This is a genomic window from Massilia sp. UYP34, from assembly GCF_056279385.1.
In genome coordinates this window covers 1-15580 of the sequence record NZ_JBWBRF010000034.1, presented here as the reverse complement: position 1 = coordinate 15580, position 15580 = coordinate 1, and the positions used below count along the sequence as shown (strand labels likewise).

Annotated in this window: 10 protein-coding genes; 7 read left to right on the top strand and 3 right to left on the bottom strand. The window is 48.5% G+C overall.

Going from position 1 to position 15580, the window contains the following annotated elements; genetic code table 11:
• Positions 1 to 58 precede the first annotated feature (58 nt).
• The gene (locus ACZ9AQ_RS23620; protein WP_429207161.1) at positions 59 to 994 is read right to left on the bottom strand and encodes a hypothetical protein; all 936 of its coding nucleotides are present in this window, start codon (positions 992 to 994) and stop codon (positions 59 to 61) included.
• A 157-nt stretch (positions 995 to 1151) separates the two neighbouring features.
• Between ACZ9AQ_RS23620 and ACZ9AQ_RS23615 the strand changes: the two genes are divergently transcribed.
• Positions 1152 to 2180 carry a hypothetical protein gene (locus ACZ9AQ_RS23615; RefSeq protein ID WP_429207160.1) on the top strand — a complete coding sequence of 343 codons (1029 nt, stop codon included), beginning with the start codon at positions 1152 to 1154 and terminating at the stop codon, positions 2178 to 2180.
• 638 nt (positions 2181 to 2818) lie between these two features.
• On the opposite strand, the gene ACZ9AQ_RS23610 is transcribed toward ACZ9AQ_RS23615, so the two are convergent.
• On the bottom strand, positions 2819 to 3385 hold the full coding sequence (locus ACZ9AQ_RS23610; RefSeq protein WP_429207165.1) for a tyrosine-type recombinase/integrase: 567 nt from the start codon (positions 3383 to 3385) through the stop codon (positions 2819 to 2821).
• Positions 3386 to 4456: 1071 nt separating this feature from the next.
• Between ACZ9AQ_RS23610 and ACZ9AQ_RS23605 the strand changes: the two genes are divergently transcribed.
• Positions 4457 to 4900 (top strand): DUF6641 family protein, encoded by a 444-nt coding sequence (locus ACZ9AQ_RS23605; RefSeq protein ID WP_429207158.1) that lies wholly within the window; start codon positions 4457 to 4459, stop codon positions 4898 to 4900.
• A 142-nt stretch (positions 4901 to 5042) separates the two neighbouring features.
• Here the strand turns inward: ACZ9AQ_RS23605 and ACZ9AQ_RS23600 are convergent, their stop codons facing one another.
• Complete coding sequence (locus ACZ9AQ_RS23600; RefSeq protein ID WP_429207163.1) at positions 5043 to 5480, bottom strand: very short patch repair endonuclease; 438 nt, start codon at positions 5478 to 5480, stop codon at positions 5043 to 5045.
• Positions 5481 to 5575: 95 nt separating this feature from the next.
• Between ACZ9AQ_RS23600 and ACZ9AQ_RS23595 the strand changes: the two genes are divergently transcribed.
• From ACZ9AQ_RS23595 to ACZ9AQ_RS23575, 5 genes are all read left to right on the top strand, one after another.
• Positions 5576 to 7108 carry a DNA cytosine methyltransferase gene (locus ACZ9AQ_RS23595; protein ID WP_429207156.1) on the top strand — a complete coding sequence of 511 codons (1533 nt, stop codon included), beginning with the start codon at positions 5576 to 5578 and terminating at the stop codon, positions 7106 to 7108.
• A gap of 251 nt (positions 7109 to 7359) precedes the next feature.
• A complete protein-coding gene (locus tag ACZ9AQ_RS23590; protein WP_429207154.1) occupies positions 7360 to 8838 on the top strand; it encodes an ATP-binding protein in 1479 nt (492 codons plus the stop codon).
• Positions 8835 to 11498: a Z1 domain-containing protein gene (locus tag ACZ9AQ_RS23585; RefSeq protein ID WP_429207153.1), complete on the top strand. Its 2664-nt coding sequence runs from the start codon at positions 8835 to 8837 to the stop codon at positions 11496 to 11498. The genes ACZ9AQ_RS23590 and ACZ9AQ_RS23585 overlap by 4 nt, the downstream gene beginning before the upstream one ends.
• The gene (locus ACZ9AQ_RS23580) at positions 11488 to 12462 is read left to right on the top strand and encodes a PD-(D/E)XK motif protein (RefSeq protein ID WP_429207151.1); all 975 of its coding nucleotides are present in this window, start codon (positions 11488 to 11490) and stop codon (positions 12460 to 12462) included. The genes ACZ9AQ_RS23585 and ACZ9AQ_RS23580 overlap by 11 nt, the downstream gene beginning before the upstream one ends.
• Entirely contained in the window at positions 12463 to 14529 is a 2067-nt protein-coding gene (locus ACZ9AQ_RS23575; protein ID WP_429207149.1) for an AIPR family protein, read from the top strand.
• Positions 14530 to 15580: the final 1051 nt, after the last annotated feature.

Below are 15580 nucleotides of genomic sequence, written 5' to 3'. Positions count from 1 at the left end.
TGAAAATCACGCTACTGAGCGATGCTGGAGCGCGGACTCACGTTTCGCCTGGCTCTGCTCACGCCGAGAGCGGGTTATTCGAGGTGGCCTTAAGGCGAGCAAGCTCCGCCTTTATCCAGTTTCGGTAGGCAATGATGGTGGACCGTAGCTTATTGAAATCGAAAGCGATACTATCCACCTCGTCAGAACAAGGAAATCTTCCGCGCGCTGCGTTTTCCGAAAAGACAAGCGCACGCTTGAGGTGCCGACTTGTGACGATCACCATCAGATCACGCCTATTGTCTTTTGGTGCCTTCGCGCCCTCTTCCGTGATATACGCAGCCGCGATCCCTACTCGATTTCCTATCACATACAGGGGCTGCTTCGGCGCAGCCGCTCTGGCCCACGCAACCCGTCGCGCCTCATCGAGTGTCTGCCGACGAATTTTGTTCACTAGAAATTTGAACTGCCCAGAATCCGCATCCGGTCCCGCTTCATGCTCAGCCTCGTCCATCAGCTTCGACACTTCGCGCAAGATTGTCGCGCGATCAGCATGTAAGGGAACTGCAACCACAAGACTGCCCGGCTTCCCTTCCGCAAGTCGATCGGCAGAGAAGTACTGATCAAGGCAAGCTTGCGCCTCGTATAAGCTCTGCTGATTCGCCTCAGCACCGGGCTGTAGTGTTGCAAACCTATGAACTCTCGGCGGGCACCGCAGACCAAACTGATACTGGGCACGCTTCACCCACCAATTCCAGAAATCAGTCTGCCAAACGTCCCCAAAGGCCTCGTAAGTCTTTACCACGTCAAGAAAGTCGCGCGGAACGTGCCCGACATTTGCCAAATCCTGGACTCCCCCCGTTGCTACTTGGTGCGCGAGATGATAGCTGGGACTTATCTGTAAAAACCGAAAAAAGCTCTCGTGACGCCAGTCCTCCTGAACAGAAATCCCGTATTTCTGTTGGCTTAACAACATCAAACGAGCCAGTCGGTCGCTTTCTCGGTCTTTATTCATGTCTAAAAAACACTAACCAGAATCGTGGTCTGAATTGTAGTTAGAGATTATATCAGCTAGCGAACCTAAGATAGCACTGTCGTTGAGCAGCACACGCACAGAACGCTAGCGTGAACGACATTACGTAAACCAACCCAACGACATAAAGGATTTCATGATGACAACAACCACCAGAATCAATGCGTCTTATATTGACAATAACGCATCCATAGCTAAATTGAATCAGTTCAATAAATGGAATGTTATTAAATTCCGCGAAATGGATCAATCAGGTTCGATTGCTTCGAACGAAATCGCCCATATTGATGCGACGACCACGGTAGATGTCGATGCATTTTCTGAATCCAATAGCGGCATAAAATCCGCGCAGCAATCCGAACAACAAGCTCAACCGAAACACCAAACGAACCTAACCCAATCTACCACTTCAACGTTTACCCGCCCAGTTTTTGATAAAGAAAAAGTCCTCCCCTTTTTTCGAGAACAGCTTAGCGAAATTTATAGCTCAGGAAAAAACCTTGATGAGACAATAGACAAATATCACGGGAAGGTCCAAGAAAAAGCTATTAACGGGTTGGCAAAAATCCTCGGCGTTCGGCGAGCGTACTTTGACGACACGACACCAGAAGTAAGCAGCATACTTATGGATGAACTGTATGAGCAATGTAAAGCTAATGGCTTGAAAGGTCGCAACAAACAAACCACTGAGTTCCACCTACTCTCGAAGCTTTTTCGCCAGTCAGACCGGAGACAAGCCTCAGCCGACGCAAAGGTTCTTATCCGTGCACATAACGAAGACCAAACAGAGAAGACGTTCGGGGATTGGGTGAGAGAGCTTGGCGGTCTTAACAAAATCAAAACCGAAATCGATAATTTTGAGTGCGAGCAGGAACAAAAAAATTCAGAGCAACAGCGCGCTCAAAATAGGCACAAAGGCAACCTGAAGACCTTGTTTGATACTTCGCTGGCCGCGTCATGGACGCCCCTAACGTCTTTTCTCTTTGAGCATTCACCGGACGAATTGAAGGAATTGATTCCAAGCGAAGGTACCTGGCTACCAATTGCAATCGCTCGCAGGAATGGAAAAGTAACGTTCTATATACCGCAGAAAGATTCTTGCCCTACCGAGTTGCACCCTGATCTGCTCGAAGATAAATCCGTGGTGAATTCCGCTGTGACGAGCTAACCGGGCGACGGTCAGGAGCCGGCGGCAGAACAATAGAAAATGTTGGGTTGTCGGTTCAGACGACAACCCAATAGCCGCGCTTCCGACTACCTCAGCGACGCAGCGCGCCTTTGCACAGCACCCTACACCAATTCGGCAGCTAGCTATCCAAAATAAATATAGATGCAATCAAATGGAGAGAAACGGAATGAGATTTATTAGAGAATATCGGAGAACATGTAATGGCGAATACGTCTATGAATTCATGGTTAACGGAATTTGTACGGAGCCTGATCCCATTGCATTTAATTTGATTTCCACTATTGATGGACCCACTTGCATCGGAGAAACACATTTTCTCGAATTATGGAAGTATGGAAGTATGCAGATAATTGCGAAATGGAGATAAAAGTTACAACCGAATTCGAGTATCGGCAAATGGTGCGTTCGCCGAAAGGAATTTTCGTTTTCGTAATTTCAGAAGTTGTCGCGTCCGACGCCGCGATATTTACCCTGAAATTTGGCGACTACATTATTCAGAGCCACTAGAAACCCAAGTGCAATCGCGACCATTTTCACGTCATTCGCTTGGAAATTTTGACGGCGCGTCCGAAGCGAGCATAGAAACTGTGAAGTGTCGGTTAAAGTGACACTCGCAGTTAGACTAAATCGACAGCAGCACGTTGCATTTCGTCGTTAACGTCAATATACACCTGGGTGGTCGATATGTTCCGGTGCCCAGCCAATGCCATCAGCACGCGCACCCCGACGCCCTTATTAGCAAGATTGGTAATGAACGTGCGCCGTCCGGAATGACTGCTGGCTCCATCAATATTGGCTTGTTTGTACAGCCAATGGAAGTGTTGGCACATTGTGTTCGCCGTGAAACCAAGCCGCTTCTGGGTGTAAAACAGTGGCTTCTCTGGTGTTGGATTCTTCAGCGTGGCGATGTACACGGTCAGCTCCTTGCGAAGACGCTCCCCAACAAATACCGTGCGCGCATGGCGTCCCTTCGTTTGTTCAGGCAACAATCGAATTTCCGACTTGATCGACCCATCAGTTGCAAGCACGTCGCCAATCAACAGCGCAGCTACCTCCCCTACTCGCAAACCTGCCCAATGTGTAATCAGCAACATCGCCCTGTTACGTGCAGCATGCTTACCGATGGCGATGTGCGCAAGCACGCGCTTCAACTCTTTTTCCGATAAGGTTTTTGCTTGCGCCATCATCAACTCCTGAAAATATAAGAAAACCACGGAGCGGAGGATGCATTCTTTGGTTTGGGAAATCAACGCAAGACTAATCGGGAGAAGAATCTAGAAGATTCAGGGACTTAGCCAATAAACAAAGATAATTGCTATTTCCTTTGGTTCCTGTATCCTCACATGGAGCTAAATATAGTTACAAGAGCAAGATTACAATCAGCCACAAACCACCGATCTCCACAAGGCTCACACGTTAGAAAAGCCGGCTGCCCTTAGATAAGGCACTGATACTGATAACGCAATAGCGCCACAGTCGCAACGACTGAAAGCTGCCAGGACAACTTAGCGGTACTGGGACCACAGCAGCAACGACCACTCACGTAAAAACCGGGTGCATAGACTAAGCGGAGCCAACAGCGAGGCATACGATAAGCGAGGGTGTTGCATGATGCGGAAAATGATCTTAACCACAGCGAGGGTTAAGAATAATCTTGAGTAAATTTTTTTCCTGCTAAACCACGTCATATGCAATACGCAGAAACAAGCAAGCCATCTGTCGCGAAGCAAAGACGGTATGCGCTGTTGATGCTCTGGTGCTTCAAGCAACAGATGTTTGTCCTGAACATATGCGCATTCAAATTCCAGTACCCATTGAATTGGGTAGCCACTTCTCTGACTAAATTCGTTAGTCATCTTTGCCGACTTCGTCTTTTTGCCTATCGGCACCTTGCCTCTTCGCTATTCGCTCCGATGCAAGGGAATGCTGACGCTGGTCTTCGCTGCTCGCTCAGCCCTTCGCGTTGCATTCAGATATGAAGAAAGATATCTGAATCAGAAGTGAATTTACCCAGATATAGAGTATAAGAAATGACCGCGAAATTTGGCGGTCGTGCGAGGTCACTGCGATACGGCGTGACTTTTTGTCTTATGACAAAATTGCGCAAGCAAACCGATATATCGCAGGTAGGGCACCGTATGTCACAGGGCGAAAACACCACTAAACATGAGCAATTCGAAAGCTATGAAAAATAGTTGATTAGGTGATAACGCGACTGCATCATTGGTGTACTAATTAACTGATGAGGCAAACAAATGAACACACTGACTTCGCTGAAACTGGTATCTGCAAAACGTCCTTCTGATATCCCTCCTGTTGTTAAACGTCGTAATCGTCTGATTGCGAAAATTTGGGAACAAACAGAGCTGGCGAAGGGCGCACAGGAAGGTAAGACTTATGCGCCCATGCACACCCGGAAAGTGAAAGACCGCGAGACTGGCGACGTGCGCCGCGTGGAGGCTCCTAAACGTATCAAGGCATGGTGGTTTACCGCAGACAGCGGCAAGGTCTGCCTGATCGTAAAGTATGGGGCGAAGGTTCTTGAGCTTGCGAAGGGCAAGAGCGCAATCGAAGTCGGCACCATGGCCGAACTGATCCCTACGCTCGATATGCTCAAGGCGGCAGTAGCCGCCGGTGAGTTGGACTCCCAGATTGACACTGCAAGCGGCTGCTTGCGCGCCAGCTTCGCCAATAAGTGAAATTCAGTACTTACGTAACGGACGACTAGGTATGTCACTGGGTAGAGCAACACTACACTACCTACATGCTGATGCGTTTCGACTCAACGGCAACCCGTGTATGTTAGTTCCGCCTGATGACGGCTGAACCGAGGCTCGCCCTTCATGTTGAGCGCTTGCTCAACCCTACAGCAGGCTCGGGCCAACTGATGAAGTCCAGAGAGGCGTCCCTGACTGCCTCTGGAAGCCGTTCTAAGGACTGGCCCGCCTGGCCTTTTGTCAAGCCGCACTCCCATATTAAGAATACCCGCCACCCGCCTTGACGCAACGCTGTAATATGCTGAGCGTCTCGTGCCAGGGTCCCTGCAAATTTCGCCTGCCACTCCTCACGCCGCTCGTCTGGAGTCGTGGCAAAACGGCATCCGGCATGTTGATGCCAGAAACAGCCGTGTACAAAAATCACTAAGTTGTACTTTGCCAACACTAAATCGGGTGAACCTGGTAAGCTGCGAACGTGGATTCTGTAGCGAAAGCCCTTCCCATGTAAGAACCGTCTGAGCAACAATTCCGGCTTAGTGTTTTTAGCTTTATTTGCCGCCATCATTCGTGATCGTACCAATTTATCTACAATATCTATCATTTGTTCCCAATTTGCTTCAACAGGCCACTCGGTGAGTGCGCCTAACTGTATTCGTGATGACTATACCAATTATTGATTTATTTGCAGGACCTGGCGGCCTAGGTGAGGGCTTCTCATCTCTAGACGACGGTCGGGCTTTCAAGATTATCGTATCAGCTGAGATGGAAACCTCCGCTCATAAGACCCTGTCGCTCCGCAGCTACTTTCGGCGTGTAAGGCACAACCCACGCGATGCCCGTCGCTACTATCGCTTTTGCAATGGCGATGCGCCTTCCCCATACGACAGCGTGACGGAGGCTGCTTGGGAGGAGGCGCAACGTGAGGCCCGCCAGTTCGAGCTTGGCAAGCCGTCAGACAATGATGAGCTAGACGCCATACTAGACAGTCTCCTAAGTGCAGACGAAGAATGTGTTCTCATCGGTGGCCCACCTTGTCAAGCGTATTCGCTGGTAGGCCGTTCACGAAATCTCGGCAAGGCTGGCTACAAGGCCGAAGAAGATCATCGTCACTTCCTCTACAAAGAGTACCTGAGAATCATCCGAAGCCGTCGCCCCGCTGTTTTCGTGATGGAAAACGTTAAAGGAATTCTTTCCGCAAAAGTTGATGGTGAAAAAATCTTTCATCACATCCTCAAGGACCTATGTGATCCAGGAGCAGCGCTTGGGGAGGCGCCATCAAACTTCGGATATAAAATCTGTTCGTTAGTGACTGATACGACGTTCGAAAAGGGAATGGACGTAAGCTCGATTGACCCAAGGGACTTCATAATCAAAGCAGAAGAGCACGGGCTGCCCCAAGCTAGGCATAGGGTAATCCTTTTAGGAATTCGATCCGACATCAATGTGCGGGCAGGTCGACTTAGCAAGAATGTCCCATCTCACCTTGTGGAAGACGTGCTAAGTGGCCTTCCAGCCCTCAGGAGTAGTCTAACCCGCGAACAAGACTCAAGCTCCGTATGGGCAAATACTGTGATCGATCATCTCCGCTCACTGGCGGCTGAAGCAAACGCAAAGGGTGACGCAGACTTAAGTTGTGCGCTGCTGTCGTCTGCGTTTGGAGTTAAATATAACTTAGAAACCGGCAGCAATCGATTTTCTGGTGCCGGCGACAGCGTCTTACCGCTTGAACTCAGGGAGTGGTATTTGGACCCGAATCTGAATAAATGGCTAAATCATGAGGCACGTGCCCATATGACAGGCGATCTTCGAAGATACGCATACGCCGCAACGTTTGCAGAGCTGCGAGGCTTTTCACCAAAAGGGCATCAACAGTTTGACCTATCTGGCTTGCGCCCCGATCACGATAACTGGGAAACAGGCAAGTTCGCTGACAGGTTCAAGGTACAACGATATGGGGCCCACTCTACAACTATCACTAGCCATATCGCTAAAGACGGTCACTATTTTATCCACCCCGATGCGACGCAATGCCGTAGCTTGACTGTTCGCGAGGCCGCCCGGTTGCAAACTTTTCCTGACAACTACTTCTTTATGGGCAACCGAACTGAGCAGTTTCATCAGGTCGGAAATGCCGTCCCCCCACTACTAGCGAATCGAATAGCCAGCTTAGTGAAGAACGTCCTTGTCTGACTGTCCTCCACTTACCGAGCGGCTCACTCTGGCAACCTGCCGCAGAGCCGCTCGACCATACGATGCAACACAAGTAGATCCAGCTCTGCCGCTCCGGCCGCTCTACAAGTCACCCATTCAAATCGCTCACCGTGACATGTAAGTGATGCTGCCGGACAGGCTGCATGCCGGGTATAATTGCTTGGTAACACTATTGGGGCCGAATCCCCAAACAGTCATCGAAGTGCACAGTCAACAAGGAGCGGCAACAAATGGCTCGCGATCATCACCTCCCACCGAGCGCTGCCTGCCTCTCCGCGTCCATGCGAGACCTAGGGTACTCGCTCGAAACAGCTGTCGCCGACTTGGTCGACAATAGCATTTCTGCTAACGCAACCGATATTTCCATAGTCTGCGACGTTACAGGAGCTTCGCCAACACTCGCGGTTGTAGACAACGGTTGGGGTATGAACGAAGACGAGATCGTGGACGCAATGCGACATGGCACCGCAAATCCGAAACAGAAACGATCACCACGCGACTTGGGCAGATTTGGTCTCGGTCTAAAAACTGCTTCGTTCTCACAGTGCCGTTCCTTAACCGTAATCAGTGCGAAGAACGCGTGCCTCAGCGGCGCCACGTGGAGCTTGGATAAAATCGATGCTCGAGATGACTGGATTCTTTCCATCCTCGACGATACAGAAACATCAGATTTTCCTCAAAGTAGAATGCTATCGGGGGATGGGACTGTAATAATCTGGGCAGAATTAGATCGCATGCTTGAAGATCAAATTGGCGGTCGCCGTGACGAAATAGTCAACGAAAAACTCGACGTACTAGAAAAGCATCTTTCACTAGTATTTCATCGATATCTATCCGGTGAACTAAAAGGCCGAAAGAAGATCTCCATTTCCATTAACGGCCATTCAATACAGCCTTTCGACCCATTTTGTCGGAATAACGCTGCAACTCAAATTTTGCCCCAAGAAGTAGTTTATATCGGAGAAGTTGCGGTTCAATTGCAGCCATATATTCTTCCCCACCACAGCCGGCTATCAACACGCGAATACGACTTCTATCAAAACCGAAGTGATTTTATCTCCAACCAGGGCGCCTATATCTATCGAAACGGCCGCCTGATGGCTTGGGGAGATTGGTTCAGATTGATACCTAAGGGAGAGTCGACCAAACTGGCTCGGGTGCAAATAGACTTCCCAAACAGCCTTGACGAATCATGGACCATCGATATAAAGAAGTCGCGTGCACGCCCTCCCCATCCTGTCCGCGAACGACTACGCCAAATAATTTCCCAAGTATCTACCCGGAGCACGAGAGTACATCGCGGTAGAGGGCAGAAGCTCTTTGAAGAAAATACTGCACCGATTTGGGAACGCTACGCGGACCACGGCTATGTCCGCTACGTAGTTAACTCTGAGCATCCTGTTCTACAGGGTCTAGGCGAGCGCCTAGACAGCGACGGAAAACAACAGTTGAGGCTTCTTATGGAAATGGTAGCAACGGCCTTGCCGATTGAGATGATTTATTCTGACTACTCAACTAACCCTCGCGAAATAAGGCAGCTCCTACCTGACGATAATCTATTCATGGACAGGCTGTTAGCTCTAAGGCAAGTGATTACTGGCAGTACCGCAGCGGACAAGCGAACATTCCGTGAAATTTTGAAATCCACGAAACTTTTCGAGAACAATATGGAACTGGCAGAACAATTCATTCGCGAGAGCTTTGCATGAATACGATAAACCATATGGAGATGGACAAAGGCTTTGTGAGTTCGCTGATCGCTGCGCTTCTCCGAAAGTCAGATCCGCCCACGAAAGAAGAAGTCGAGGCCAAAGCAAAGCAATTAGCAGTCGTATTCGATTATGAAGGCGACTTGCGGAGCGCTATCGAAGAAGCAATGGTAGCGATAGACACACGTATGGGCGCAGGAGTGTCGCTAGTTAATATCGAAGCGAATCATGACGACGAGTGGGTCTATAAACGCACAGAAATTGAATGGACGTATTCCGACGCATATGAAAAATATCTTATTTCGGAAAAATGGCAACCGACGCTTGTCCGCTCTTTGAGCGACGTTGGCCTGAAGATACTTTCGCATCTTCAAGACCCAACGAGCGATGGATCTTGGAATCGTAGAGGTCTAGTGATCGGCCACGTCCAATCAGGTAAGACAGCGAACTACATGGGTGTTATTGGGAAGGCTGCTGATGCCGGATACAAATTCATTATTGTAATTGCAGGCATTCACAATAACCTCCGAAAGCAAACGCAAGAAAGAGTCGATGAAGGCTTTATCGGCAGGTCTAGCGACCCTGAAAACCGGGTTCCGATCGGAGTAGGGACATATGGAAAATTTCCGCATCCAGCAACCCTTACCAACATAAACGAGGACTTCAACAAGAATACAGCCGCAAAAAGCGGCTGGAAAATTAATGATTTTAGCAAACCAATAATATTGGTAATCAAGAAAAATGTCACGACGCTTGACGCACTGCATAAGTGGTTAAAAGAATTGAACGCGAAAGGTGATGGCCGAATATCAGACGTACCAATGCTCCTCATCGACGATGAAGCTGATAACGCCTCCATTAATACGAATAAGGAAGACGTCAGTCCGACACGTACGAATTCCATGATACGACGCATCCTCGGCCTGTTCGAAAAGTCGTGCTATGTCGGATACACCGCCACCCCATTCGCGAACATCTTCATTAACCCTGAAGCCTACGATGAAGACGTTCGAGAAGAGCTCTTCCCTAGAGATTTCATCTACTCGCTTGACGCGCCAAACACTTACTTCGGGCCTGAAAAAGTATTCTTGGAAGAAAAGTCAAGTGCGAGAATTCTCTGCCCGATAAATGATTGCGAGAAATACCTTCCTTTTTCACATAAAAAGGACGACGCTCTGCTAGAGCTTCCCCCAAGCCTCTACGCCGCCTTCGATCAATTCATAGTAGCGCGGGCGATCCGAAATCTGCGTGGGCAGGAAAAAAAACACTGCTCCATGCTGATTAACATATCGCGTTTTATGGCGACACAAAAGGTCGTTAGGGATTTTGTAAGCTTGCGCGAGAAAAGAATTCGCGAGGCCGTCAAGGCTAACTATATGATGCCCGAGGAGGTGTCGAACAAAAACGAATACATGACCGGGCTTAAAAGCGCATTCGATAAGGAATTCTCAGACTGCGGCTTTGAATGGCACACTGTAAAGAAAGCGCTGAACAGCGTATTTGATCACCTCCGCATATACGTCATAAACAGTAAAAGCGACGAGGTGCTTGATTACAAAAAATATGAAAGAGATGGCATCGGTCTTACAGCGGTTGCCATTGGCGGGCTCAGCCTTTCCCGAGGCCTAACGATTGAGGGCCTCACCATAAGCTACATGTATCGAAATACAAAGATGTACGATACTCTCATGCAAATGGGCCGATGGTTTGGGTACCGTCTTGGATTTGAAGATCTTTGCCGAGTGCATTTACCGCAGGAATCTATTGATTGGTATTCATACATTGCGAACGCATCCGATGAGCTGAGGCTGCAAATCACGCGAATGCGCCGGGATAAGATGAGCCCGAAAGATTTCGGTCTTTATGTTCAGGCTCATCCGGATAGCCTCCTGATCACTGCGGCCAATAAAATGCGTAGTGGCAAAAAAATTATAGTAAAACAAAATCTTACTGGGAAGCTTGTCGAGAGTACGCTTCTGCCAACTAAGTCGCCAGTTAACCAATTCAATGATGAGCTTATTGAAGAGTTTTGGCGGCGAGGCTTCGGCGGCAAAGTTGTTGCAACGGATAAAGGTTGGTTTATTCAAGACGTCGCCACGTCAGAAATTGAAAAATTTATTACTCGTTTCAAAGTTCACAAGGGTTTCGAACTACAAAAGGCATTGTTGCTTCAGTACCTTGCCGCAATTACTGACAGATTTGGTTTAAGTGATGTCTTGCTGATTTCGATTGGTGACACGACCTCGGCCGCAAGCACCTATAGGCTCGGAACGCAGCAACGGAAATTTGAGAATTTCACGACGGATAGCTGGCGTTTAAATGGCTACAGGGTTGCAAGTCGAGGGGACGAAGCACTTGGCTTGGGCGAGACTGAGCTCGCACAAGCCGTAAATGAGGCGTCGAAAGATACGAGTAACACAAGCGCAAACCCTGCAGATTATCATTTCCGCATTGCTAGGAACAAACCATTGCTGATGTTGCACGCTCTCTGTCCCAAGGGGAACGAGTCAATTGATCAGCGTATTCCAGCGTTTGGCGTAAGCTTCCCTGGCGGTCTTTTTGGCACTGAAGTTGAGATCGTAGCCAATAAGGTATGGCTGGAACAAATGGCTGGATCGCTCAACGACGACCCAGATGATGAAGACGACTATGACGAGTAGCGAAACGCCATGGGACGATATTGGCAGCCCCAAAGCAGACTTTAATGTGCGGAAAGTAGCTGGAACAGCCGCCATTCCTATTTTTTGGGGTAAGAACGTGCAGGGTAACTGCCTTCTAATTATCGAGCTAGATGGGGATCACAGCACACAGTTTCGTAATGACGTGATAACTCTGCATGGAATTACCGTGGACCTCCGAAATGGTGAGGTTCCATTCAAACAGCGTCTTATTCTAACGTTAGAGAAGCACGTAGATCGAGACTTGTTCTTCGGGCTTTGCAAGACACTCATCGCCAGTCTTGTTCCGGTCTCCGATGCCTCCGTTGCGCTATCAGTCGTCCTTGTTCATATTAAGCGCTGGAAAGCGTTTCTCGCTGGGCGGAAACTAAGGCTATTGTCGGCTGAAGAGATACAAGGCTTGTTTGCAGAGCTTCAGTTCCTGCGTTCACTCTATACCCGGCGCCTATCAGAAATTGCGGCGTTGGACGCTTGGTGCGGAATTGACAGTGTTCATCAAGACTTTATTTTTGGTGATACCGCTGTTGAGATAAAGTCAGTTAGTGGGAGGGAACGCAACAGCGTAAGGATTTCGTCTGAAGATCAGCTTGAGACACTGTCCAGCAATCTTTTTTTGATGATATATAAACTCAGCGACATGCCTGATTCCGATCATGCAAACTCTTTGAACGACATAATCCGGATAATTGAGTTGGAGTTAACAGACGATAAAGCGCTTGAAGCATTTTCAGAAAAACTATCTTCCTTTGGCTACATTCCACTGCCTGAATATGACACCCCCAGATTTGTCGTGAGCAACTCTCAGTGTTATCAAGTGTTGGAAGGCTTTCCGAAGCTTGTGCGATCTGGCCTACCCCAAGGTATCACCCGGCTTTCTTATGAAATTAAACTTGAATCTATTAAGGCGTACATGTGTTCAGATTCGCTGATCTTGGAGAGGTCATAAGTGGAGATTTCAAAAGAGGAATTTTTCGAGGAATTTCGCCGAGAAATATTGATTGATGCTGAAGCAAAGAGCACTTTCCAACTTGCAGCTTTCATGGACGCCGTTACATCGGAGTTTATTGAAACTGGATTTGTAGACGGTTTTGAGTTTTGCCACTATCGAGCCCAGCGTGGAATGCGTGTAGACGGCTATTGGTTCAACGACGAAGGAACTCTCGATCTGTTCGTAGCGGATTTCGACTGTCGAAACGAACTGCAGACCCTTACAAAGACCGACTTAGAGGCTGCATTTAAACGTGTAGCCAATTTCTTTGAAGCTAGCGTGAATAAGAACCTAGCGAGCGAGCTTGAAGTCACGTCACCAGAATACGGCCTAGCTAGGCAAATCGTTGATCGAAAAGATTTAATTCGCAAAATCAATGTGATACTTGTTTCCGAGCGGACGATTAGCGACAAGGTTCAAGATTTGCCCGACGGCGAAACGACAGGCATCTTGACAAGTTTTCATATATGGGACATCTCGCGCCTCTACCGGCAACGAACCTCTCGCGGACATAAAGAAGCTCTGAATTTAGATTTCATCGAAATGTTCGGTGCCGGCATTTCTTGTTTGCCCGCTCATTTAGGATTGAACGCTTACCAGTCTTACCTGATCGTTATGCCAGCAGAAATTCTTTCCGATTTATACGAAAGATTTGGGGCACGGCTTCTCGAACAGAATGTAAGGACATTTCTCCAGGCACGAGGCTCCGTTAATCAAGGCATACGAAGTACGATATTGAACGAGCCAAGCATGTTTTTTGCGTACAACAACGGTATTACTGCCACTGCCCAAAGTGTCGAGACGATTAGCGCAGATACGGGGATGCAGATCAAAAGAATTGTTGATCTTCAGATTGTGAACGGTGGGCAAACGACTGCATCGCTTTTCCATACACGCCGCCGGGATAAGGCTGCGCTTGGTCAAATTTTTGTTCAGATGAAATTGTCTGTTATCGACAGTAATGACAGCGAAATTATAGTGCCCAAGATTTCGGAATATGCCAATACCCAGAACAAGGTTAATGCTGCCGACTTCTTCTCGAATCATCCCTTTCACATACGAATCGAGGAATACTCGAGGCGCATATGGGCCCCAGCGCTGCCAGGCGCAATTCGGGAAACGAAATGGTTTTATGAGCGTGCTAGAGGACAGTATGCCGATGCGCAAAACAACCTTACTGCGGCCGATCAAAAACGTTTTAAGACGGCACATCCAAAATTTCAGATGTTCACCAAAACCGATTTAGCAAAATTCGAGAACGTGTGGGACGAGCATCCGAAATGGGTCAATCTCGGCGCACAAAAGAATTTTGCGAAGTATGCGCAGAGGATTGGCAAGGAATGGGAAAAATCTTCGGACGACTTTAATGAGTTTTACTATAGACGTGCCATTGCGCGGGGGTTGATATTCCGCGCAACCGAGAAACTAGTTTCTGAACAGCCTTGGTATAACGGGGGTTATCGCGCAAACGTTGTTGCTTACTCGATTGCCGTGCTGAGCGAGATTAGCAGGCGTCGAGATAGCGCATTGGACTTTCTGCGCATTTGGAATAATCAAGGGATTAATAAGGTTTTGGAAAGTACCTTGGGCGCAATCTCGAAGGTTGTGAACGATGACATCACACAACCTACAGCTGGCGTATCCAATATATCAGAGTGGTGCAAAAAGGACGCTTGCTGGTCAAGAATTCAGACGCGGATTCCTGAAATTGAAGCGAGCCTGCCAGCTGAGTTCTGGGGGGAACTCATCTCTGCAGATGAGGTCGCCGTTGACGCTCAATCGGCAAAAAGAACCCAAAAGATTGATAACGGCATTGATGCTCAGAAGCAGGTACTTAATATTCCTGCGTTGCAATGGGCGCATCTATCCAGTGTACTTTCAAGAAAGCAGCTTGTGACCCCCAAAGAGGCAGGCGTTCTTAGCATTGCGACGCAAATTCCGAAGAAGATTCCTACGGAAAAACAGAGCTTGGTCTTGTTAGAGATATTAAGTAAGGCACGTGCAGAAGGAATTGAAGTCGCGTGATTCGCGTTGTTCAGTGTCTAGCACGGACTCGCAATATGGTTGAATGCCCGCTCCTTTTATTCGTATGAGCTTTGGCTTGATTTTTGTTTGAAAGGGGCTTAGTCTGCGGACCTCACTAAAGGAAATGCCTAACTAAGCAGAGGAGATATGGACACGAATTATGTCTTACGAGCGTCAGATGGAAGACTGGTAACGAACGATACTAGGACAGGAGCCTCGTTAACCCGAAATGCAGCTCTTTGCTACGTCTGGAGATCTCACGATCGGGCTGAAATTGAACGTACGGTGTACCAAGCGATTTTAGGGACAAGCCTATCGGTAGAGGTTCTTGCACCGACGTCTTTTCTTCGCTAGTCACGTCGCCGCGGCCGAGTTGCGAAATTGCATTAGGTTTCGACTAAATACCACTTTAGGAGAAGACCTTATGGCAGATCGATATCGAACCGGCAGCGATCATAAAAAAGTAAAAGTACCCTCTGGCTACACGTCTCGTGAGGGACGCGATGGACGCGTGGTGGCGGTTCCGCCTGGTGGCACATCGAGGGAAGGAAGCGACGGTCGAGTTGTGGCGATCAAGCATGGCGGTACCTCTCGGGAGGGTCGGGATGGACGCGTCGTGTGCGTTCCGAAGGGCGCAACTTCACGTGAAGGCCGAGATGGCCGAGTTGTCGCCATACCGCACGGACGAAGGGCCGCAGAGGGAAAAGACGGTCGGGTAAAGTTACTTCCCAAGTAAATTGTCCTAGCGCTTAGATTTTATCAGAGACGCACGGATTCCTTCGCCGTTGAGTAGTAGTCAACGAGTGTCGCTTGAAGCGACATTTCAGGTATGTGCGTTCAGTTCATAATAAGAGCAACGCTAGGTTCGACAAGGCAATCTTCCTGTTCACCTCGGACAGCACTCACGATAGCTGATGTGGAGCTTCTAACCTTCGCCTTGTTCGGCTAGGATTGACTGAATCGCCACGACTATCGTAGACACTCCTGAGCCATAATATCGGGCACAAGGAGAAGATATGAGCGGTAAGCGGTACACAGAGGAATTCAAGAT

Coding starts and splice junctions, on each gene's coding strand:
- ACZ9AQ_RS23620 (WP_429207161.1), bottom strand. CDS start 994: ATGAATAAAGACCGAGAAAGCGACCGACTGGCTCGTTTGATGTTGTTA.
- ACZ9AQ_RS23615 (WP_429207160.1), top strand. CDS start 1,152: ATGACAACAACCACCAGAATCAATGCGTCTTATATTGACAATAACGCA.
- ACZ9AQ_RS23610 (WP_429207165.1), bottom strand. CDS start 3,385: ATGGCGCAAGCAAAAACCTTATCGGAAAAAGAGTTGAAGCGCGTGCTT.
- ACZ9AQ_RS23605 (WP_429207158.1), top strand. CDS start 4,457: ATGAACACACTGACTTCGCTGAAACTGGTATCTGCAAAACGTCCTTCT.
- ACZ9AQ_RS23600 (WP_429207163.1), bottom strand. CDS start 5,480: ATGGCGGCAAATAAAGCTAAAAACACTAAGCCGGAATTGTTGCTCAGA.
- ACZ9AQ_RS23595 (WP_429207156.1), top strand. CDS start 5,576: ATGACTATACCAATTATTGATTTATTTGCAGGACCTGGCGGCCTAGGT.
- ACZ9AQ_RS23590 (WP_429207154.1), top strand. CDS start 7,360: ATGGCTCGCGATCATCACCTCCCACCGAGCGCTGCCTGCCTCTCCGCG.
- ACZ9AQ_RS23585 (WP_429207153.1), top strand. CDS start 8,835: ATGAATACGATAAACCATATGGAGATGGACAAAGGCTTTGTGAGTTCG.
- ACZ9AQ_RS23580 (WP_429207151.1), top strand. CDS start 11,488: ATGACGAGTAGCGAAACGCCATGGGACGATATTGGCAGCCCCAAAGCA.